This is a genomic window from Leptolyngbya sp. FACHB-671 (genome assembly GCF_014695745.1).
Taxonomy (GTDB): domain Bacteria; phylum Cyanobacteriota; class Cyanobacteriia; order Elainellales; family Elainellaceae; genus JAAUTN01.
Genome location: NZ_JACJOV010000062.1, coordinates 14,451 through 34,937, shown reverse-complemented (window position 1 = coordinate 34,937; position 20,487 = coordinate 14,451). Strand labels below are relative to the sequence as shown.

The following is a 20,487-nucleotide window of genomic DNA, read 5'->3' as shown; positions in this document are numbered from 1 at the left end:
TGAATCTAGCTTGTTGCGGGTGTGAACGGGCTTTCTCCTACAGAAAGCTTCACTTGTTCGTCTAACTTGGACGCAATTTCTTGCAGAGATGTAAGCGGCGTTGGATGATTTGGGTGAATGATAAACACGGTGTTGAGCATTGCACCTCTGCGAAATAGCCCGATGTCTGCTGCACCGATCGCCTCTACTGTTCCTCTAAACCCAACTGCTGAATCACCAATACCTTTTAATTCCAGGAATTCTAAATCTGCCGGTTTTTCTTGCCCCAACAGTTGAGATAATGCATCTGGATTGCTTAACATGGCATCCAAAAATGCCTCACCAAGAGCAGAATTTGACTCACTATCCCCAAAGATATTGCTGATTGGCGATGAGGTCACACAAACCCGTTCAATGATCTCACCGTCTTGCTGCAAGGCAAAGGCATATCCCTGAGCTTCAGCCGCCTCACAGTTGGCGATCGCCCCGGAGGAGCTGTTTTGCATCCCCTCACTCGAATAGTAAGTAAACCCAGGCGGCAAGTCCTCTAGAGTGAGTAACGGTGTAGATGTGAATGCCCAAGCAGCTTGGTTGGACAAGGAGAAGGTCAAAAAGCAGGTCAAGCAGATCAACAGAACTGCAAAAGTGAGTATTTTAGCTATCGGTTTAACCATTAATTTTTATACACTCACAGGCGAAATTTAGATCTTAACGTTTGAAGAGAGCATATTAAGTTCTGTGCTTTATGATGAACACCTTCATCCCTCTCAATTTATGGTTATGAATCTATTGAAACCGATTCTTCTGAGAAGTAAAGTTTCACTCCTGACTGTCGCTCTATGGGGTGTGGTTAGCCCGATCGCCCTTGCTTTTTCTGATACGCAAAGCCATTGGGCAAATCCTTGCATTAACCAATTGTCGACTCAGCGCCTCGTCAGCGGCTATCCTGACAACAGTTTCAGACCCCAATCGACAGTCACCCGTGCAGAGTTTGCGATTCTGATGCTCAATGCCTTCTCGCGGGTTGAGCCAACTCGACAAGCGCCTGCTTTCAGCGATGTGCCGTCTAGCCACTGGGCTTATCGGGCAATTCGAGATGCTTATGCGCGGCAGTTTTTCTCTGGCTATCCAGATGGCAGCTTTCAACCGTCACAGCCAATTCCTCGGACTCAGGCGATCGCCATCCTCGCCAATGCCGCAAACATGAGTAGCTCTGAAGCAGCAGAAGTAACCCTACACCGATATTTTGACGATGCCCAGCAGGTACCAGCTTACGCACGACGGGCGATCGCTGCGGGAACCGTTGGACGCATTGTGGTCAACTATCCTAATGTGCGTCAGCTTCGCCCCAATCAGCCTACAACAAGAGGTGAAGTAGCAGCGCTGCTGTGCCAATCTCTCAATTTGCCGCGTACCGTTCCTTTGGAATATGTGGGGGGCGATCGCAGTCTGTTTGCAATTCCACCCGAGATGGGCGGTGTGTCTCACTTTTCGGCAGGTTTAGCAACCGTTTACGTGAATAGCAAGCTAGGCTACATGGACACGCAAGGAACCATTGTGATTCAACCGCAGTTTGATGAAGCGTTGCCCTTCTCAGAAGAACTGGCGGCTGTTCGGGTAGGAGAGCGTTGGGGCTTCATTGACCGAACTGGGCAACTCGTCATTCAGCCGCAGTTCAACTATGTTCCAGAAGGCTTCTCAGACGGACTGGCGAGAGTTTTTACCAATAATGGTGAAGTTGGCTTTATCAATAAGACAGGGCAGTTTGTGATTCAGCCCCAACTGTATAGCACCACTGCTTTTTCAGAAGGGTTGGCTAGTTTTAGCGTCAATGGCAATTGGGGCTACATGGATAAGACAGGGGCGATCGCCATTGAACCTCAATTTAAGGACGCGAAAGCTTTTGCTGACGGATTAGCCCCTGTGCAGATAACCAGCGGCTATTGGGGTTACATCAATCGCAGCGGTGAAATGGTGGTTGAACCCCAATTTTCTAATGCTGAACCTTTTTCTGAAGGCTTAGCTGCCGTTGAAATGAACGTAGTTGATGCGTCCAATCGCTGGGGCTACATCGATCGCAACGGCAATACCGTGATTCCAGCCCAGTTCTATCTTCCCAATTACGAATTCCGAGGCAGCGTATTGACTGCTTTCTCGGGTGGCATCGCGATGGCTCGTATTGGCGATCAAGTTGGTTTTGTCGATCGCTCCGGTCGATGGACCGTAATACCTAATGCAGTAGCTCTACATAGCGTTTCGGCAGGTTTAGCAAAGGTGAACGTCGGTGGAACCTGGGTCAGAGAGCAAACGGGTTGCACTCACAGTGACGGCTGTTTTTACAGCATCAATTTGCAGGGAGGCAAGTGGGGGTACATTCGAGTGCCTCGATAAAATTAGCGACTATCCCTGTAAGGGCTTAGCGTTCGGGCAAAGAACCTCGGTCTATTCCGGAGCTATCCGCCGAATGCCAAGCCCTTACATATCTTGGGTTACGATTCAGCTTTTCAAACATCGTCTACCCCAAAAACAGCTTATAAGCCGGATTCTGGCTCTCATCCCAATAGCGATAACCCAGGGTATCCAGGAAGGTTTGCCACTCCTCCATTTCGTGGGGTGGCACCTGCATTCCCACGACAATTCGCCCGTAGTCTGCACCGTTGTTGCGGTAGTGGAACATGCTGATATTCCAGTTGGGGTGCATGGAGCCGACAAACTTCATCAGGGCACCGGGACGCTCAGGAAACTCGAAGCGGTAAAGCAACTCGTGGTGAGCTAAGGGCGATCGCCCGCCAACCATGTGCCGCAAATGCAGTTTGGTTAACTCGTCATCAGTTAAGTCCAGGGTTTTGAAGCCTTTTGCCTCGAAGGTTTCAGCCATCCGAACGGCATCGGCTCGGTTCTCAATCTGTACACCTACAAAAATGTGGGCTTCTTGCTCATCCGCAATTCTATAGTTAAATTCGGTGAGATTGCGTTTGCCGATACACTCACAAAAGTTACGCAGGCTGCCCCGCTCTTCAGGAATCGTGACAGCAAAGATAGCTTCGCGGCGCTCGCCCAGTTCTGCCCGTTCTGCCACAAACCGCAGGCGATCGAAGTTCATATTTGCGCCACAGGCGATCGCGATCAGGGTTTGCTCTGTAATTTGCTCTCGCTCAACGTAGGCTTTGGCAGCGGCGATCGCCAGTGCTCCAGCAGGTTCTACGATCGATCGCGTGTCTTCAAACACATCTTTGATTGCAGCGCAAATATCATCGGTTTCTACCAGGATGATGTCATCTACATATTGCTGGCATAGGCGAAAGGTTTCTTCACCCACCTCGCGCACCGCAACCCCATCGGCAAACAAGCCAACCTGAGGCAATCGCACCCGATGTCCGGCTTTGAGCGATTGATACATTGCGTCTGCATCAACGGGTTCAACCCCAATAATTTTAATTTCAGGACGCAAGCGTTTTACGTAGGCGGCAATTCCAGAGATCAAACCGCCACCGCCAATCGCCACAAAGATTGCATGAATGGGCTTCTGACACTGTCGCAACAGCTCCATTCCAATCGTGCCCTGTCCTGCAATCACATCCGGGTCATTAAACGGATGAATGAAAATCAGCCCTTTTTCTGCTTCAAGCTGACGGGCATGGGCATAGGCTTCGTCAAAAGTATCGCCGTACAGCACCACTTCTCCGCCTCTGGCTCTGACCGCATCAACCTTGACCTGAGGAGTGGTGACGGGCATGACGATAATCGCTCGTGTACCCAAGTGTTGAGCGGCAAGGGCAACTCCCTGAGCATGGTTTCCCGCAGAAGCGGCGATCGCTCCCTGCGCCAGCACGTCTGGCGGCAGTTGCGCCATTTTGTTATAGGCACCCCGCAGCTTAAACGAAAACACCGACTGCATATCTTCCCGCTTCAGCAAAAGCCGATTGTTCAACCGAGCAGACAGATTTGGCGCATAGTCGAGCGGCGTTTCCTGAGCCACATCATACACACGAGCAGTCAGGATACGTTCCAGGTAGTCAGGCATGAGGAGATGAGGGTTGGCAAATGCTTAATATAGGCAATTCTACTCTATAGAAGGGGTGCCTTATCCAAAGGTAAACTGCTTTAGACTGAAGCAAGAAATATCAGTCGCTAAAGTGCCGTGATGAGTCAGCTACAGGCAAAGATGCCAACCGACACTTGGGTGAATGCGTCCTGGGAAGAGTACCTTCAGGTCATTGATAATCCTGCCCATGCGGAAACCAAAGGCTATTACTACAACGGACGCATGAGGCTCGAAATGTCTCCTCTTGGTAATCCCCATTCACGCGATCATTTCATTGTGATCAGTGCGATCGCTCTGTTCGCGAGTGTCCGAGGAATTGACTTAGACGGACATGACAACTGCACCTATCGCAAAATGGGCTATGAAGAGGCTCAACCCGACGTTTCTTTTTACCTGGGTGCGAATGCAGAAGCAGTACCCTGGGAAGCAACAATTATCGACCTGGACGTCTACCCGCCGCCTGATCTGGTGGTTGAAGTCGCTTATTCTTCTTTAGCAGATGACAAAGGTGAAAAGCGGCTACTGTATGAGGGATTAGGGGTGCGAGAGTACTGGATCATCGACGTGCAGAATGTGCAGATTATCGCCTTTGAGGTGCAAAACGGAGGTAGCCGTAGGATTGCTCAATCCCAAGTTTTTTCAGGGTTAGACATAGGACTACTGGAGGAAGCACTGCGTCGTAGCCGCCAGATGAATCATGGCAAAGTGAGTGCCTGGCTGCTATCTCAGCTTTAAGTTATCTCATACTAATTCTCTTTAAGGCTGCATATTTTGGAGTGTGCTCCACATACGCGGAGCACACTCCAAAATATGCAGCTTCAATGTAGAAACGGTATCAGCTTTATAAATCTGTGGTTAAGCCGAAATTTATTCAGGAGCAACTGTTGTATCCAGTGTGGGTTGTGGGAAGAGTTTGGCTAGACCTTTCATCTTTAACTTAGAAGAGGTTTATGGCTTTTGTTGTTTCTCTCTTGACGACTCTAGTTGCGCTACTGGTTTATTTCTCTAGCAAAAAGATGACGAGTTCTCGCAATCGTTCTGGTGTGCAGGCGATCGCCGCTCTCATCGGGTTAGTTTCAATCCTGGTTTGTTTCTCACGCACGTTAAGAATCATTTCGGCTGGCAATGTTGGAGTAGTAGAGTCCTTTGGCAAGGTTGCGGAGCGTCCTCTCACTCCGGGAATTCATGCGGTTAATCCATTCTCTGATTTAGAAGTTTTCTCAACTCGCCTCAGAGACGTGACCGAAGAGATTGAGGTGACTTCCCAGGAAGGGTTGACCTTCAATCTGCATGTTAGTTTGCAATATCGCTTGGAACCCCAGCAGGTCGTTAATTTCTACCAGTCGATTGGGGATGACGAAACAGAAATTGTTCGCTCTCGGTTTCGCTCTATCGTTCGAGAAATCACGGCAAGTTATCCAGTCGAATCGGTTTACTCTAGCCGACGGCAGGAAGTATCGGAGCAAATGCAAGAACGACTGAGTGAACAACTTGAACCGTTAGGATTTAGCGTAGAAGGCGCTTACCTGCGAGAGGCGATTTTGCCTGAAACACTGCAAGCTGCAATTCAAGAAAAGCTAAGCGCGGAACAGGAAAGTCAGCAAATGGCGTTTACCCTGGAGCGCGAACGCCAAGAGGCAGAACGCAAACGAGTTGAGGCGCAAGGCGTAGCAGATGCTCAGGCAATTGTGGCTGAAAGTTTGACGGCTGAAGCCTTGCAGTTGAGGGCGATCGAGGCAACTGAAAGTTTAGCTACGTCTGACAATGCCAAGGTAGTTGTGATTGGTGGTGGCGAAGGCGGAGCGCCCCTGGTGTTTCAGCTGAATTCAGACTTGGCGGGACAATCTTCAGCCCCACAAGTTTCGACTGCCCCAAACTAGTCCAATGCCCAACCTAGTCGAGTTGGCTGTTCATAAATCCGTTTGAGTGTGTTGACATCCCTGGCTGATATTTGAGGAGGGTTACGAACCTGCGAGAAATAAAGTGCATCGGTTTCTGACAAGCTGTGTCCCCAGATGCCCAGGGCATGACCTAGCTCATGTCTTGCCGCTGCGCGAATGTAGTGGTCGGTTTGGCTGGGGCGCAGCAGAATGTTGAAGCGTTGGGTGAGATAGGCGGGCGCGTTGACTGGACGTACCCGATAAATTTGATAACGGGTCTCCGCAGAGCGGGCACGGAGATTCCCTTCCTGCCAGCCTTCAATGGGTGGGGTCGATCGCCAAATAGAAATATCAGCCGCTTCAAAGGAATCAATCTGCTCTAGCGGCAAATAGGCATTCCACTCCTGAACCGCCTGCGTGACTACCTCAAACCAGGCTTGAGAGCGGTTGCCTCCCACCAAGGCTTCCGTAGGCGGCTGCACATAAACTTTCACTGGAAGCCTTGACCACACCAGATAGCCCAGCTCAGTGGGAGTGATTTCTGAAAAGTAATCACCTTGATTACTGGAATCTGCCCATTGCGCCAATGTCAGCGGTAGCGGATGCACCTGGGGCGCAGGCAAACTTAGCGGCGATGAGGGTTGCGGCTCTACCTGAGCTAGAGCAGGAATGGGAAATTGAAAATGTAGAAAGATCGATAGGAGAACGGCGATCGCCACTCCACTCCAGAACAGACTCACCTGCGGCAAAAATCGCCACCTGCAACTCAGATGGCGATTTAAAGAAGCTGAAGGGCAATCGCCTTTCATTCTTGAGCAATATCCTACTGGGGAGGGTTTAGCCAACCCGCACTCAGTACAATGGTCAACCCCATAAAGATGATAGTGAGCGTCCAGGTGATGCGGTTGAGGGTTGTCTCAGCGCTCTTGGTGCTGGTAAAGAGCTGCGCCTGTCCGCCCAGTCCGCCTAGACCGTCACCTTTGGGACTATGCAACAGCACAAGAACAATCAAACCAACAGCGGACAATAACCACAAGATTTCTATTGCACTGGTCAACGTCATAACGGATACCTGGATAGCTGACTCTATTCTACAGACAACAGGGATGAGTTAGTTTTTTTGGTGCAGAAGCGTCGCTCTTGCACCAAAAACCTGGTGAAGCTCCTATAGAGAAACTCGCACGGGCGTGCGGTTTGCTTTGACTTCAAATCCAACTGGCTCCAGAATGGAGAGCCCAGTCATCTCTGGAGGCTGCGGCAGCTTCAAGATTTCCAGGATCGTCGGGGCAATGTCTGCCAACCGTCCGTCTGAGCGCAAGCTAACCTCTGTGCCGTGTCCGGGAATTTTGCGTCCCTCTCCCTCAACCAGGATGAAGGGTACCAGATTGGTCGTGTGAGCAGTCCAGGGATTGCCCTGCTCATCGTACATGTACTCAGCGTTACCGTGATCAGCAATGATAATGGTTGTGCCGCCAGCCCGAACAATGCTTTCCAACAGCCGACCGACGCAGCGATCAACCGTCTCGATCGCCTTCACAGTTGCTTCCATCTGGCCAGTGTGACCGACCATATCGGGGTTGGCATAGTTGATCACGATGAGCGAATAAATCTGCTTTTCGACAGCAGCGATCGCCACATCTGTCACCTGCTTAGCCGACATTGCGGGAGCGCGATCATACGTTGCCACCATCGGGCTTTGCACCAGTTCCCGGTCTTCTCCTTCAAACGGCTCTTCGATACCGCCATTGAAGAAGTAGGTAACGTGGGCATATTTTTCCGTTTCTGCGGTGCGAAACTGACGCAAACCATGCTGGGCAATCACCTGTCCCAGAATGTTATCGAGATTTTGCGGCTCGAACGCAACCAATACGGGCAAATTGGAGTCGTACTGGGTGAAAGTGGCAAAGGTTAGCGGCGTCACTCTTGCTCGCTCAAACCCTTTGAAATTGGGGTCAACAAAAGCCTGGGTTAACTGACGGGCGCGGTCAGGGCGGAAGTTGAAGAAAATCACCCCATCTCCGGGCTGTACCGCTCCGGGTGCAATGCGAGTGGGAATGACAAATTCATCGGTGACTTCTTCCGCATAAGAGGCTTTCAGCACCTCTAATGCAGTGCGACCATCGCCTTCGCCATCTTGAGTCATCACCTCATAAACGCGCTGAATTCGATCCCAACGGTGGTCTCGATCCATGCTGTAGTAGCGACCACTCAGGGTCACGATGCGCCCCAAGCCAATTTGAGCAATGTAGTCTTGAATGCGTTGAATCGCGGCTACACCATCGGTCGGTTTTGTATCCCGCCCGTCGGTGGTCAGATGAACGCAGACTTCAGAGATATTTTGGGTCTTTGCCAGGTCTAACAGTCCTAGCAAATGACTGAGGTGAGAATGGACCCCGCCGTATGAGCAAAGCCCAACTAGGTGCAGTTTGCCACCGCTTTGCTTAATTTCTTGACAGGCTTTAAGCAGGGCTGGATTGCTCAACAACGACCCGTCTTCGACTGCATCTGAGATGCGAACTAGCTCTTGGGGAACGACTCGACCTGCGCCGATGTTCAAATGCCCCACTTCGGAGTTCCCCATTTGCCCATCGGGAAGCCCCACGTTTTTGCCAGAGGTGTGAATCAGAGTTCGGGGATAAGCAGCCCAAAGGCTATCCATGATTGGAGTACTAGCAGCGGCGATCGCATTGCCATTGGAGTCTTCCCGATGACCCCAACCGTCTAAAATGACTAGCACCACAGGAGAAACCGGCGCTTGTGTCATGCAGATAGCCCTTTTGTTGAATAATTTCTCAGCAATAATATCATTCGAGTTCCTAAGTCTGACTAAGTCAATCTGGGGAAATTGATATTTGTCTGTACTTCCTGTATTTCTGTCTGTGGTTAGAGCTGCACCTAAACCTTTTTGACCTTGGCTTTTTGTTTTTGTTTCTCGCGCTTAGCAGCAGCTTTTGCATCCTTTTCAGCAGCGATCGCTTCTAGTCTAGCTTTCTCTTTTTCCTCGGCTATTTTGTCCAGGTAATAATGATAATCACCCCGATAAAGCCGTAGCTCTCCGTCCCGAATTTCAACGATTTTATTAGCGACCTGAGAGATAAAGTAGCGATCGTGAGAAACAATGATTACAGTACCATCATAATTTTGAATGGACTCTTCTAGCATTTCTTTTGCAGGAATATCTAGATGGTTTGTCGGCTCATCCAAAATTAATAAGTTAGCAGGACGTAGCAGCATTTTTGCCAGTGCCAGTCGCGCTTTTTCGCCTCCACTTAAAGCCGAAACCTTCTTAAAAACGGTATCACTACTGAACAAAAATCGACCTAATAATGTCCGAACTTCTTCGTTTTTCCAGTCGGGCACTTCGTCATGAATTGTTTCCATGACGGTTTTATCTAAGTCCAGCGCTTCTGCCTGGTTCTGCTCAAAGTAGCCAGGAATTACGTTATGATCCCCTAACTCAACGGCACCTTCTGTGGGTTGCTCCATGCCCATCATCAGGTGAAGCAGGGTAGACTTACCTGCTCCATTTGGACCAACAAAGGCAACGCGATCGCCCCGTTCAATCAGCAAATCCGCTCCCAAAAATAGAATCTTTTCATCATAGGTATGCACCAGATCTTTGATGATCACCACCTCGCGGCCGCTACGGGGCGCAGGCGGAAAGCGGAAGTGAAGGGTTCTGACGCTGCCAGTAGGAGCTTCGATTCGCTCAATTTTCTCTAACTGCTTCTCACGGCTTTTTGCTTGAGTACTGCGGGTCGCACTAGCCCGAAACCGATCAACAAAGGTCTGCTGTTTCTCCAGTTCCTTTTGCTGCCGTTCAAAGGCGCTGAGTTGCGCCAGTTGTGCCTCTTCTTTTTGTTGGAGGTAGGCAGTGTAATTGCCAAGATAAGTGGAGGAAACGCCCCGTTCAGTTTCAACGATCTGGGTGCAGAGGCGATCGAGAAATTCGCGGTCGTGAGAGACAATCACCATCGGTGTAGTCAGCCCTCTCAGATAAGTCTCTAACCATTCGATCGTTTCCAGGTCGAGGTGGTTCGTCGGCTCGTCCAGCAGCAGTAGGTCGGGTGCCTGGAGCAAAATTTTGCCCAAACTCATCCGCATCTGCCAGCCGCCGCTGAAAGCACTCACCAGGCGATCGCCATCTTCTGGGTCAAACCCCATCTCTGGCAAAATCTTCTCAATTCGCGCCTCCAAGCCATAACCATCCAGCCCTTCAAACTGCCGCTGTGCTCGGTCTAGTTTATGAATCAGCTTATCCAATTCTTCCATGCTGGCGGTTTCCATCTGCCGCTGAACCAGGGCGATCGCCTGTTGCGCTGCATTGGCTTCAGTAAACACCGTCCAAAATTCTTCCCGCACGGTGCGGCCGGGATCAACCTCAAACTCTTGGGTCAGGTAGGCAATGTGCAGGCTGTTGGGGCGAATGATTTGACCAGAAGTGGGCTCCATCTCACCCGCAATGATCTTGAGCTGCGTTGATTTGCCTGCGCCATTTACCCCGACTAAACCAATGCGATCGCCGGGTTTAACTTCCCAGTTGATATCCTTGAGAACTTCACCCGTCGGATAAATTTTGCTGACATGTTCCAGGCGCAACATCGTAGAGTCTCCAGACTGTGAAGGATAAAAGGAAAAGGCGATCGGTCAATTTAGCAGCCGCAAGAACTTAGTCTGCTCAGGTCAGGCATTGCACAAGTTCCGCTTCATAAATATTAACTGCATTAACATTCTTTCATGGGTTGGCTCTCAATCTTTGCCAGAAGTTTACTCTACTGCCTATAAGTCGCCGTCTATCCTGGAGCTATGGGTACCCTAGGCATCTGCCGGATTTTTTAATCACCGCTTCGGAGATTGCTTTCTCATGGTTACAGCAGATGCTGCAGAAATACAGGATAGTTTGGCACCACAGCCTTTTAATGGCGAAACGTCTAATAGCCCAACGTCCAGTTCAGCATCTAGACGGTTAGAAACCGAGGCAATTCAGCCAAGAGTATCTGCATCGGAAGCAGTGCAAGAAGCAGCCATCCAGAAATCAAGCATTCAGGAATCAGGCATCCAGGAAACGACCGTAGAAAAAGCGCTAAGGGAACGAGAGGCAAATCTTCTAGCTCTGATCGAGAATACGCAAGATGCGGTCTGGTCGATCGATCGCCAGTATCAGATTGTCACGCTCAACTCCACCTTTAAGCAGCAGTTTCAGATCGTTTATGGGGTCGAGTTAGCGCTGGGTATGAATATTATCAGTTGTCTACCCGACACCGCAAAAGCCATCTGGATAGACTACTATGACCGGGCACTGAGGGGCGATCGCTTTGCTATTGAGCTATATGTTGATTTGCCCGACAGCCCTGCATATATTGAAGTCTCGTTTAACCCCATTATCACGAATACTGAGGAAATTACAGGCGTAGCCGTTTTTGGCAGAAACATCACTGATCGCAAGCGAGCTGAGGCAGACCTGCAACAGGCAAAAGATCAGCTTCAGGCGGTACTGGATGCCGTCCCTGGCTGCGTTTCCTGGTTTAGCTCAGACTGCAAATACTTAGGGATCAATCGTTACTTGGCGGCCACTTTTAACGTTCGCCCAGAAGATTTTGTCGGCAGAGAATTGGGTTTTATGGAATCCAGCCCCGGATTTGCCGAGTTTGTGCAGAAGTTTATCGCCAGTTCAGTGAAGGAAAGCTCGGTAGAAATTGCATCCCGAGTTGGCGACTCGATCCGCAATTACATCGTCGTTGCCCAAAAATATTTTCAGGATCAGGCAGCCGTCTTCGTTGGGCTGGACATTACTGACCGAATGAAGGTTGAAGAAGCGCTGCGGGAAAGCCAGGAACGTTACGCTCTGGCAGTGCGCGGTGCCAACGACGGGCTGTGGGATTGGAATCTGAGAACCAACGAAATTTACTTTTCTCCCCGTTGGCGGGAAATGCTGGGCTACGAGGAGGGAAAGATTGGCAACACTTTAGATGAATGGTTTAGCCGAGTTCACTCGGAAGACCTATATCGCGTTAAAACTCAACTCAATGCTCATCTAGATGGGTCAACGGTTCACTTTGAGAGCGAGTACCGAATGCGGCATCGAGACGGCTCCTACCGCTGGTTGCTGAACCGAGGACTGGCAGTGCGAGATGAGAATGGCAAAGCCTGCCGCATGGCGGGATCGCAGACTGACATCACCAAACGCCGTCAAGCCGAAGAGCAGCTTTTGCACGATGCCCTGCATGACGTGCTCACAGGACTACCCAATCGCGCTTTGTTTATCGATCGCCTCTCTCAAGCAATTGAGCGAACTAGACGCCCCCAGAGCTACCGATTTGCGGTGCTGTTTCTAGATGTCGATCGGTTTAAGGTGATCAATGACAGCCTCGGTCATGTAGTTGGGGATCAGCTTTTGGTGGCGATCGCCCAACGTCTGCAAACTTGCCTTCGCATCGGCGATACAATCGCTCGGCTAGGAGGGGACGAGTTCACAATTTTGATGGAAGACATCAGGAGCCACACCGACAGCACTCAACTGGCAGAGCGAATCCATCAAGAATTCTTGCTGCCATTCAATTTAAATGGGCAAGAGGTCTTTACTACCGTCAGCATTGGCATTGCTCTAAGTGAATCGGGGGGCGATCGCCCTGAAGACTTGCTGCGAAATGCAGACACCGCCATGTACCGCGCCAAAGTTTTAGGGCGGGCTCGTCACGAGATATTTGATGCAGCAATGCACGCCCGCGCTGTTGCTCTATTGCAGCTAGAGACTGACCTGAGACGGGCCGTTTCAACCCTGCAAGTAGGTTTGACCAGTCAAGAATTCCAACTGCGCTATCAGCCCATCGTCTCGCTAGAAACTTCCGAAATTATTGGGTTTGAGGCGTTGGTTCGCTGGCAGCACCCAGAGCGTGGCTGGATTTCTCCCGGTGATTTCATTCCGGTTGCCGAAGATACGGGTTTGGTGATCCCGTTGGGAAAGTGGATTTTTGCAGAGGCGTGTCGTCAGCTTCGGGAATGGCAGCTTCAGTTTCCTCACAGCAGAGCGTTATCCGTCAGCGTGAATCTTTCGACTAAGCAGTTTGCCCAAACCCAACTGATTCAGCAAATCAGCCAGTTACTTCAGCAATATCAGATAGAACCTCATCGCTTGAAGATTGAGATTACCGAAAGCGCCATTATGGAAAATACTGAGTCCGCAACGGCTCTACTAGAGCAGCTCAAGGCGCTGGGGCTGCAGCTGATGATTGACGACTTTGGCACAGGCTATTCGTCCCTAAGCTATTTGCATCAGTTCCCGATTGATACGGTCAAAATTGACCAGTCCTTTGTCGGCAGAATGGGAGCCGATGACGCAGAAGACGAGGGATCTGAAATTGTGCGAGCGATCGTCACGCTGGCTCACACCCTAAACATGAACGTGGTTGCTGAAGGAATTGAAACTGCTGAACAAGTTTCACAACTTAAAACCCTGAAAGCCGAATATGGGCAGGGCTATTTTTTTGCGAAACCTTTGAGTAGTGAAGAAGCTGGCATTCTGATCGAGACTGATCCCCAACGCTTAAACGAGGACGTCGCCTAGCTATCCCCGGGAGCTGAAGCAAGTTCTCCAGAGGCAGTACTGCTGATATTTGATGTGCCGTGTAAGTTGCGGGGATCAAGCGCGTCTCGCAAACCATCCCCTAGCAGGTTAAACGCCAGCACGGTCAATACAATTAAAATTGCAGGCGACCAGACCAGCCACGGTTGCAGCACCAAAATTGAGGCATTGGTAGCTAAAGACAACATATTTCCCCATGACGGATCAGGCTGCTGAATGCCCAGACCAATCAAGCTAAGAACGGCCTCCGCCACAATGAAACTGGGAATTGCCAGCGTTGCAGAAATGATGATGTAGGTCGCAGTTTGCGGTAGGACGTGCCGAATGATGATGTAGAGCGGTCGCCCGCCCATTGCCTTAGCCGCCTGGACAAATTCTCGCTCCTTAATAGAAAGCACCTGACCGCGAACCACCCGTGCCAACCCGGACCAACTGACAAACGAGGTAATCAGCACAATCAGCAAGAATCGCTGGGAACTGGTCAGTCCAGCAGGCAATACAGCAGCTAAGGCAACCAGCAAATAGATGGACGGGATCGTCATCAACACTTCTACGAAACGCATCAGTATGCCGTCAGTGGCTCCGCCAAAGTAGCCAGAAATACCGCCGACCAACATTCCCAAAGGAAAAGAGATAACGATGCCAACCAAACCAATGCTGAGGCTAATGCGACCGCCATGCACAAGGCGGCTGAACTGATCCCGCGCCTGTTCATCAGTACCCAGCAAGTTAATTGTACCTTCCCCCGCTGCGCCAAACAGGTGCAGGTTTCCGGGAATGCCAGGGAAAAGCTGCACTTCCTCGAACCTGGGATTCGTGAGTGAGAAGCGGGTCGGCAGCGGCAGCCGCAATTGCAGCATCCGATATTCTGAACCTTGTACAAACAGGCGTAGGGGGGAAGGGCGCTCAAAGTCTACGAATAGCTGGCGATCGCCCGTCTCCAGATCTACAGGACCCTGCGTTGTGGGGTAAACGTGTGGACCAATAAATTGTCCTTCTTGAGTACGCCAGTAAATTTGAGTCGGTGGCAGGAGGGAGCCGTCAACCTGCGAAGCATAAGGGTCGTAGGGCGCAACAAATTCTGCCGCTATCACAACTACATAAAAAATCAGCAGCACAATCGCGCCGAATTGGGCTAGTGAGTTTTTCCTGAGTTTTTGCAACCAGTTCATATGCTGCCTTCCCGCCACAGTTGATGTTGATTATAGGTTAGACACAGCCAGTCAGAGAGCCGTCGTCCCATTCCAGGGTGTCACCGATCTCGGTGCCATCGTGGTAAGCCGCTAGCAAAACTTCGCTAGTTTTGCCCCAAGCGATCGCCCCACTCTGGTCAATACCAATCGCGCCTAAATCTCGCTGATTTTGCTGAGCCTCTGTAAAGGAGCGATCAAACGCGGCTGGCAGCGTTAGCCCATCGGTGACACGCACTACAATTCGGGCAGCTAAGCATTCATCAATGATGTCTTCGCCAATGCCCGTACAGCTCACCGCTGCATGGGAAGTACCGTAGTTGCCTGCAGGCATGGCAGAGTCGCTAACTCGCCCAATTCGCTCAAACCCCTTACCGCCTGTGGAAGTGCCAACTGCAAGCTGCCCCTGCTGATCTAACACAACCACGCCAACAGTGCCCCGTCCTGCACTGCTTTCAGTAACTAATTCACGTTCGGCAACGACTCCAGCCATTTCTTTATTAAAGTCACCCCGTCGTTCCTGAATCCATTCCAGCAGACGCAATTCAGTGAGGGGATCGTGGTCAGGGACCTGAAGCTCTCGCAGTAGATTTGCCGCACCATTATCAGATAGAACGCGATCGGGCGAGCTCTGCAGTGCTAAAGCTAGCTCGATTGGATTTTTGACCCGCGAAACGTTAATTACACCACTAAACCGCTGGCTAAAGCCGTCCATCAGAGCAGCACTCATACGAATCTGCCCGTCAGATTGCAGCACAGAACCCGTTCCTGCATTGAAGCGAGGATTGTCTTCTAGCAACTGACAACCCCGCACAACCGCACATGGAGCACTCATGCCCTCCAGTAACAGTCGATAAATTTCTTCAACAATTTTGTGGAGCGACTGGCGCACCGACTCAACGCCTCCCTTGCTTTTGAGAGAGCTTCCGGCTCCACCGTGAATGATGATTTTGGGCTGCACTGCGATTGACATAAAATTCCTTTAGAAGTTTTGAGTTCTGAGTTCTAAGTTTTAAGTTCTGAGCTTTGAGTTGGAACTTGAACTCACAATTCAACTCCCAAAATTCAAAACTTAATTTAGTTCTCTTTGGCGGTTGAGCGGCGACGACGGCAGCGCTCGGAGCAATATTTCACTTCATCCCAGCAATCTTCCCATTTTTTGCGCCAAGTGAAGGGGCGATCGCAAACTGGGCAAATTTTGGTGGGCAGGTCTGATTTGGAGCGGGGCATAGAAGGGGCTAGAGGCTAGGGACTGAGGGCTAGGGTGTAGGGTGAGAGTAGCGACGTGACTTTGAAAATCTAACTTTTATATCCTAGATGGTTGAGCAAGTATTAGTAGGGGTAAGGATTGTGCTGGTGGAGCCAGCCGGGCCGCTGAATGTGGGGGGAATTGCCCGGGTGATGAAGAATATGGGGCTTAGCCAAATGGTTCTGGTAAATCCTCACTGCGACTGGTTGGGGGAAGAAGCACGACTAATGGCAGTCCATGCGGCGAACTTGTTGGAAACGGCGCAGCGAGTGGATAACATACCGGATGCATTGAAAGGATGTCAGCGGGCGATCGCCACTACTTCACGCGATCGCAGCCCTGAAGCCTCCCTCGTTTCACCCAAAGTAGGCTTACCCTGGCTGCTAGAAGCCAACCATCCTAACGCAACCTCAATGGAATCGGCGCTAATTTTTGGCCCCGAAGATCGAGGCTTAAGCAACACCGAATTAAGTTATGCCCAACGCTTCGTCCGCATTCCCTCCAGTCCGACCTACCCCTCACTCAACCTGGCTCAAGCCGTCGCTATCTGCTGCTACGAACTTCATCAAACCGCCCTCACCTTCTCCGAACATCCAGCCCCTAGCCCCCAGCCCTTAACCCCTACCCCCCCTTCCCTCGACCTGCTCGAGGGCTACTACCAACAGCTCGAAACCCTGCTGCTCAAAATCGGCTACCTCTATCCACACACAGCCCCCAGCCGCATGGAAAAATTCCGCCGCCTGTTTAACCGAGCAGACCTCTCAACCGAGGAAGTGACTATGCTCAGAGGAATTCTCAGGCAAATGGAATGGGCATTGGGGCAAAAGGATTCGTAGGTTGGGTGAAGCAAAGCGAAACCCAACAAAGTCAGAACTTACGCAAGCAGAACGAGCATCAAGCGATCGCCAGACAAAAGGCACTTAAGTGTCTCATTTTAAGCTCCTTAATTTTAGGGAAGAAGAGGTCTTAGAGCGTTCTAACCTGCGTATACTCATGTAAATAAAATTACATTAGCTTTGTCTTAACTTAATATTTCTCTCACGAATATTTGCTAGATTTAGTCCCTAGCGTACATTTGTATTCCTCAGTTCCAGAGTGCAGTTGGCGCTAGACAAGGTGATTCAGTATTACCGAAGAGGCGGGTGTATCGTATGGATTTTGGTGCTGTAGTGGGTTTGTTGTTGTTAGTTGCTTATGTTTGTACATTCTTGTTTCCTCCGAAGGAAGTGACTCCAGAAAAGAAACTGGCGGATGCACTGAGTACGCTCCTATCCAAAGGGATCAAAGTTCGGATTGACAAGCAGGATTAGGTGGTGAGCGTCGAAGCACTCTGAAAAACTTTCAAAGTTCAGGACTTACGCAAGGGGCAAGTAACCGGAACAGTTTCACCTTCTTGTCTTTAGGAAAGCCGCGCACTCTGATGAGCTTGCCTTGTTGCAATTCCTCACTATGCCAAGCCTTATCAAGAGTTGATTGGCGTGTAGAACTGCGACTTCTTACAGAAGTCGCAGTTCTTTACCCCTACAATTGGCGATCGCCCTACCTGACAACACCACTAACCTTCAACAAATCAGCAATGGTTGGACAGTAAGTCGGTAAACCGTAGCTAGCAGGACTAACCGGATTCTCATAGGTAAAGTGGCGATAGCTGAGGCAAAACCGATCCCAGGCTTCCATCTGAATCCGAAATAGCACGATGAATAGGTCAGCTAACTGAGTTGAGAGCGGAATTCGTACGGAAATGGGTTTGTTGAGATAATGACAGACTTGCTCTACTGCCTGATTTACCGTAATTGCGGAATTGCCTAAAACTAGCTGACGCGATTCTCCTGGTGCTGGCGCGTGTTCGATCAGGTGTAACACAACCTGAGCAATATCTTCCCCATGTAAGAAGTGAAAGCTGCCGTCAGCTTTAAAGAAGCGGATTAGATTGATCCACTTTGCCACTTCGGGCAAGCCGGAGGTGAGGTGAGAATAGGGCTTTTGACCATCTCCACCAAAGACGAGCGTAGGAAAAACGGTGGTGATGCGATGGGCGATCGCCAGCCTTGGCAACTGCTGAAAACAATTGTGCTTGGACTTGATGTAGTCTGTGCCTAACTGTCCCGCTTCCTTCAAAAGCTGATTGTGGCGACCCAGAATGCTAGCGGTAGAAAAGTAAATCACCTGCTGGCACACATCCGGGTCAAGCAAATTCATCAACCGCAGCGTTTTCAAAACGTTGATGTCATACACCTCCTGAGCGCCACCCCAGGCAGTCGCGGTCAGTATTGCGGTATCGATGGTTTTGAGCAAATCGGCAAACTGCTCAATTTCTCGCAGGTCAGCCTGAAGGATAGTGACTCCTGGACGAGCATTGTAGTCAAACTTCAGCTTTTGCGGATTTCTCACCAGCAAAAACAGATCATGAGACGTTTCTCGAATGAGGCGATCGCAAATGTAATGACCAATGCAGCCGCTAGCACCCGTTACCAAAATTCGCTTCGCAGTCATAATCAAGCAACCATCTTGTATCAGCGCACCGCTAATAGGGTGCATTCAATTGAGTAAGGGCGTGGCATTCGGCAACGGTCCTGTAGTTTTGCCCAGGATCTATTCCCGAATGCCGCGCCCTTACAGGGTTGGCATCATTTTAGCGGCGTAGTGCCATTAGGCATGAACCGCCAACAGTTGGTCTGCCTGTTTCGCAGTTTCAAAGAAGAAAGCCGCATTTTCCTCTGGCGTGTCGGGCAAGATGCCGTGTCCCAGATTGAGAATGTGCCCCTGGTTGCCTGCCTTGCGAATCGTGTCGAGAACGCGATCGCGAATGAACTCGCGTGAGCCAAACAGCACACCGGGGTCAAGGTTGCCCTGCACCTTCATCTGCCGTCCCAACCGCTGACGAGCCTCTGCCATATCAACCGTCCAATCAAGACTGATGATATCGGCTCCAGAACGCCCCATCCGCTCCAAAACACCCGCGCTGCCACTCACCAAAAGAATTAGAGGTGTATCGGGGTGCGTTTCCTTTACCTGCCGGAAAACGCGCTGCTGATAGGGCAGGGCAAACGTTTCATAATCTTGAGGGCTGAGTTGACCCGCCCAGGAATCGAACATTTGCACGACCTGTGCGCCACTATCGATCTGGTAACGAGCGTAGACGGCGATCGCATCTGCCAATTTAGCCAAAAGCTGATGCAAAATTGCTGAGTCAGAGAAGGCCATTCCCTTAATAACCGAGTAGGTTTTTGAGCCTTTACCTTCTACCGCATAGGCTGCCAATGTCCAAGGCGCGCCCACAAACCCCAACACGGTTGAACGATTGCCCACCTCCTGCCGCAATGCCTGCAAGATTTCTTGAATAAACGGCATCGACTCAGTTGGGTCAAGCGGCCGCAGCGCATCTACCTGTTCCTGAGTACGAATGGGGCGCTCCATAATCGGGCCTTTCCCTTCTGCAATGTCCATCTCAATTCCCAGACCGGGCAGAGGAGTGACGATGTCAGAAAACAGAATTACTCCGTCTGGTTGGAATGCCCGCCAGGGTTGCAATGAAACCTCGATCGCCACTTCTGGAATCTCAGAACGCTGTCGAAACGACGGATATTTTTCTCGCAAATCCCGATAGGCTTTCATGTAGCGCCCTGCCTGTCGCATCATCCACACAGGAGGACGGTCTAACGTTTCACCACGAGCAGCCCGCAGCAGATAAGGAACCTGGGTCAGTCCAGCCATCTAAAGTTTCTCTCTTAAAGTTACAGACTTCACAGCAAGGGTTTGGCGATCGCTAACTTCTATAAATCTTTGTGTTCAGACGCTGACGGTTTAGACACAAAAATGCGCTTAGATTCAGCAATTCCAGGATTAAGATTATATAGCGATTCTGCGTGTCGAAGGGTCATTGGTCATGGGCTGTTTGCCGCAATAGCGGTTTACAAATGACAAAGGACAAAAGGCGAGTCACAAATGACTAACGCCAACTCAGCTTAAACTAGTGAGTATTAGAGTGAACGTTAAGAACTGTTAGCAACTGCATCGACTTCATGGATATTACAGAATTTTTTCAGCAAAGTGCTGGCAAATGGTTTTCACAGCGCACCAGTCATCATCTCGCTTTCAAGCAGTCTGAGAGCGGCAAATCTGACATTCGCATTGAAATGCTGCCCCAGGATGCACCTGAAGTAATTGAGCTGTGCCAGCAAAATGAGGTCGAGCCGACTCTGGCGCTCTGCGGTGCGCGAGTCACCTGGGACGGCACGATGGAATGGGACAAGGAAAAGCACGAAGGATCTACCGTTCTAGTTCCTGTTGCCGATCCAGATAAGCCCAACGAAGGGAAATTGCTGAGAGATACAGGTTACGCAGAGAAAGCACCTGTTGCCGGACGGTATGTCATGGGTGACGACGGTTCCCTAACGCTGATTACTGAATACGAATCAATGTACTCTGAAGAGCGCCTCTGGTTCGCCAGCCCTAATCTACGTCTGAGAACCAGCATCCTAAAGCGTTTCGGCGGCTTTAGCATGGCTACATTTTGCTCTGAAATCCGGATGGGCGGGCAGGGCTAAGAATGAAAGATGAGG

The 20,487-nt window shown here is 50.4% G+C and carries 18 protein-coding genes; 7 read left to right on the top strand and 11 right to left on the bottom strand.

The features are described 5' to 3' along the window. Positions 1 to 5 precede the first annotated feature (5 nt). Complete coding sequence (locus H6F93_RS07210; RefSeq protein WP_190641507.1) at positions 6 to 485, bottom strand: hypothetical protein; 480 nt, start codon at positions 483 to 485, stop codon at positions 6 to 8. Between the two features lie 46 nt (positions 486 to 531). On the opposite strand from H6F93_RS07210, the gene H6F93_RS33635 reads away from it, so the two are divergent. Further along, on the top strand, positions 532 to 684 hold the full coding sequence (locus H6F93_RS33635; RefSeq protein WP_206755712.1) for a hypothetical protein: 153 nt from the start codon (positions 532 to 534) through the stop codon (positions 682 to 684). A 69-nt stretch (positions 685 to 753) separates the two neighbouring features. After that, positions 754 to 2,370, top strand: a complete 1,617-nt coding sequence (locus H6F93_RS07205; protein ID WP_190679889.1) for a WG repeat-containing protein — start codon at positions 754 to 756, stop codon at positions 2,368 to 2,370. Positions 2,371 to 2,494: 124 nt separating this feature from the next. On the opposite strand, the gene ilvA is transcribed toward H6F93_RS07205, so the two are convergent. Further along, positions 2,495 to 4,003, bottom strand: a complete 1,509-nt coding sequence (gene ilvA, locus H6F93_RS07200; protein WP_190679888.1) for a threonine ammonia-lyase, biosynthetic — start codon at positions 4,001 to 4,003, stop codon at positions 2,495 to 2,497. 120 nt (positions 4,004 to 4,123) lie between these two features. Between ilvA and H6F93_RS07195 the strand changes: the two genes are divergently transcribed. Together H6F93_RS07195 and H6F93_RS07190 are read left to right on the top strand one after the other, a co-directional pair. Further along, complete coding sequence (locus H6F93_RS07195; protein WP_190679887.1) at positions 4,124 to 4,759, top strand: Uma2 family endonuclease; 636 nt, start codon at positions 4,124 to 4,126, stop codon at positions 4,757 to 4,759. 215 nt (positions 4,760 to 4,974) lie between these two features. After that, positions 4,975 to 5,904, top strand: coding sequence for a prohibitin family protein (locus tag H6F93_RS07190; protein ID WP_190679886.1), 930 nt, complete (start codon positions 4,975 to 4,977; stop codon positions 5,902 to 5,904). Here H6F93_RS07190 and H6F93_RS07185 read toward each other — a convergent pair. From H6F93_RS07185 to H6F93_RS07170, 4 genes are all read right to left on the bottom strand, one after another. Next, positions 5,901 to 6,713 (bottom strand): peptidase, encoded by an 813-nt coding sequence (locus H6F93_RS07185; protein ID WP_190679885.1) that lies wholly within the window; start codon positions 6,711 to 6,713, stop codon positions 5,901 to 5,903. The two genes, H6F93_RS07190 and H6F93_RS07185, sit on opposite strands and share 4 nt — an antisense overlap. Positions 6,714 to 6,727: 14 nt before the next feature. Continuing rightward, a complete protein-coding gene (gene secG, locus H6F93_RS07180) occupies positions 6,728 to 6,967 on the bottom strand; it encodes a preprotein translocase subunit SecG (protein ID WP_190641501.1) in 240 nt (79 codons plus the stop codon). A gap of 102 nt (positions 6,968 to 7,069) precedes the next feature. Continuing rightward, positions 7,070 to 8,668: a 2,3-bisphosphoglycerate-independent phosphoglycerate mutase gene (gpmI, locus tag H6F93_RS07175; RefSeq protein ID WP_190679884.1), complete on the bottom strand. Its 1,599-nt coding sequence runs from the start codon at positions 8,666 to 8,668 to the stop codon at positions 7,070 to 7,072. Between the two features lie 131 nt (positions 8,669 to 8,799). Next, positions 8,800 to 10,506: an ABC-F family ATP-binding cassette domain-containing protein gene (locus H6F93_RS07170; protein WP_190679883.1), complete on the bottom strand. Its 1,707-nt coding sequence runs from the start codon at positions 10,504 to 10,506 to the stop codon at positions 8,800 to 8,802. Between the two features lie 262 nt (positions 10,507 to 10,768). On the opposite strand from H6F93_RS07170, the gene H6F93_RS07165 reads away from it, so the two are divergent. Continuing rightward, entirely contained in the window at positions 10,769 to 13,468 is a 2,700-nt protein-coding gene (locus H6F93_RS07165; RefSeq protein ID WP_190679882.1) for a sensor domain-containing protein, read from the top strand. Here H6F93_RS07165 and H6F93_RS07160 read toward each other — a convergent pair. From H6F93_RS07160 to H6F93_RS07150, 3 genes are all read right to left on the bottom strand, one after another. Next, positions 13,465 to 14,658 (bottom strand): ABC transporter permease, encoded by a 1,194-nt coding sequence (locus H6F93_RS07160; RefSeq protein WP_190679881.1) that lies wholly within the window; start codon positions 14,656 to 14,658, stop codon positions 13,465 to 13,467. The two genes, H6F93_RS07165 and H6F93_RS07160, sit on opposite strands and share 4 nt — an antisense overlap. 37 nt (positions 14,659 to 14,695) lie before the next feature. Next, positions 14,696 to 15,649: an isoaspartyl peptidase/L-asparaginase gene (locus H6F93_RS07155; RefSeq protein ID WP_190679880.1), complete on the bottom strand. Its 954-nt coding sequence runs from the start codon at positions 15,647 to 15,649 to the stop codon at positions 14,696 to 14,698. A 104-nt stretch (positions 15,650 to 15,753) separates the two neighbouring features. Next, positions 15,754 to 15,906, bottom strand: coding sequence for a DUF2256 domain-containing protein (locus H6F93_RS07150; protein ID WP_190641495.1), 153 nt, complete (start codon positions 15,904 to 15,906; stop codon positions 15,754 to 15,756). 87 nt (positions 15,907 to 15,993) lie between these two features. On the opposite strand from H6F93_RS07150, the gene H6F93_RS07145 reads away from it, so the two are divergent. Beyond that, positions 15,994 to 16,761, top strand: a complete 768-nt coding sequence (locus H6F93_RS07145) for an RNA methyltransferase (RefSeq protein WP_190679879.1) — start codon at positions 15,994 to 15,996, stop codon at positions 16,759 to 16,761. Between the two features lie 703 nt (positions 16,762 to 17,464). On the opposite strand, the gene H6F93_RS07140 is transcribed toward H6F93_RS07145, so the two are convergent. Together H6F93_RS07140 and hemE are read right to left on the bottom strand one after the other, a co-directional pair. Continuing rightward, positions 17,465 to 18,418, bottom strand: a complete 954-nt coding sequence (locus tag H6F93_RS07140; RefSeq protein ID WP_190679878.1) for an NAD-dependent epimerase/dehydratase family protein — start codon at positions 18,416 to 18,418, stop codon at positions 17,465 to 17,467. Positions 18,419 to 18,574: 156 nt separating this feature from the next. Beyond that, complete coding sequence (gene hemE / locus H6F93_RS07135) at positions 18,575 to 19,639, bottom strand: uroporphyrinogen decarboxylase (RefSeq protein WP_190679877.1); 1,065 nt, start codon at positions 19,637 to 19,639, stop codon at positions 18,575 to 18,577. Positions 19,640 to 19,947: 308 nt separating this feature from the next. On the opposite strand from hemE, the gene H6F93_RS07130 reads away from it, so the two are divergent. Continuing rightward, positions 19,948 to 20,472, top strand: a complete 525-nt coding sequence (locus H6F93_RS07130) for a phycobiliprotein lyase (RefSeq protein WP_190641490.1) — start codon at positions 19,948 to 19,950, stop codon at positions 20,470 to 20,472. Positions 20,473 to 20,487 lie beyond the last annotated feature (15 nt).

What these genes read in the sequence shown, in the direction of transcription:
- H6F93_RS07170 (WP_190679883.1), bottom strand. Translation starts at nt 10,506, where the DNA reads ATGTTGCGCCTGGAACATGTCAGCAAAATTTATCCGACGGGTGAAGTT.
- gpmI (WP_190679884.1), bottom strand. Translation starts at nt 8,668, where the DNA reads ATGACACAAGCGCCGGTTTCTCCTGTGGTGCTAGTCATTTTAGACGGT.
- secG (WP_190641501.1), bottom strand. Translation starts at nt 6,967, where the DNA reads ATGACGTTGACCAGTGCAATAGAAATCTTGTGGTTATTGTCCGCTGTT.
- H6F93_RS07140 (WP_190679878.1), bottom strand. Translation starts at nt 18,418, where the DNA reads ATGACTGCGAAGCGAATTTTGGTAACGGGTGCTAGCGGCTGCATTGGT.
- H6F93_RS07150 (WP_190641495.1), bottom strand. Translation starts at nt 15,906, where the DNA reads ATGCCCCGCTCCAAATCAGACCTGCCCACCAAAATTTGCCCAGTTTGC.
- H6F93_RS07205 (WP_190679889.1), top strand. Translation starts at nt 754, where the DNA reads ATGGTTATGAATCTATTGAAACCGATTCTTCTGAGAAGTAAAGTTTCA.
- H6F93_RS07210 (WP_190641507.1), bottom strand. Translation starts at nt 485, where the DNA reads ATGCAAAACAGCTCCTCCGGGGCGATCGCCAACTGTGAGGCGGCTGAA.
- hemE (WP_190679877.1), bottom strand. Translation starts at nt 19,639, where the DNA reads ATGGCTGGACTGACCCAGGTTCCTTATCTGCTGCGGGCTGCTCGTGGT.
- H6F93_RS07160 (WP_190679881.1), bottom strand. Translation starts at nt 14,658, where the DNA reads ATGAACTGGTTGCAAAAACTCAGGAAAAACTCACTAGCCCAATTCGGC.
- H6F93_RS07155 (WP_190679880.1), bottom strand. Translation starts at nt 15,649, where the DNA reads ATGTCAATCGCAGTGCAGCCCAAAATCATCATTCACGGTGGAGCCGGA.
- H6F93_RS07190 (WP_190679886.1), top strand. Translation starts at nt 4,975, where the DNA reads ATGGCTTTTGTTGTTTCTCTCTTGACGACTCTAGTTGCGCTACTGGTT.
- H6F93_RS07145 (WP_190679879.1), top strand. Translation starts at nt 15,994, where the DNA reads ATGGTTGAGCAAGTATTAGTAGGGGTAAGGATTGTGCTGGTGGAGCCA.
- H6F93_RS07195 (WP_190679887.1), top strand. Translation starts at nt 4,124, where the DNA reads ATGAGTCAGCTACAGGCAAAGATGCCAACCGACACTTGGGTGAATGCG.
- H6F93_RS07185 (WP_190679885.1), bottom strand. Translation starts at nt 6,713, where the DNA reads ATGAAAGGCGATTGCCCTTCAGCTTCTTTAAATCGCCATCTGAGTTGC.
- H6F93_RS07130 (WP_190641490.1), top strand. Translation starts at nt 19,948, where the DNA reads ATGGATATTACAGAATTTTTTCAGCAAAGTGCTGGCAAATGGTTTTCA.
- ilvA (WP_190679888.1), bottom strand. Translation starts at nt 4,003, where the DNA reads ATGCCTGACTACCTGGAACGTATCCTGACTGCTCGTGTGTATGATGTG.
- H6F93_RS07165 (WP_190679882.1), top strand. Translation starts at nt 10,769, where the DNA reads ATGGTTACAGCAGATGCTGCAGAAATACAGGATAGTTTGGCACCACAG.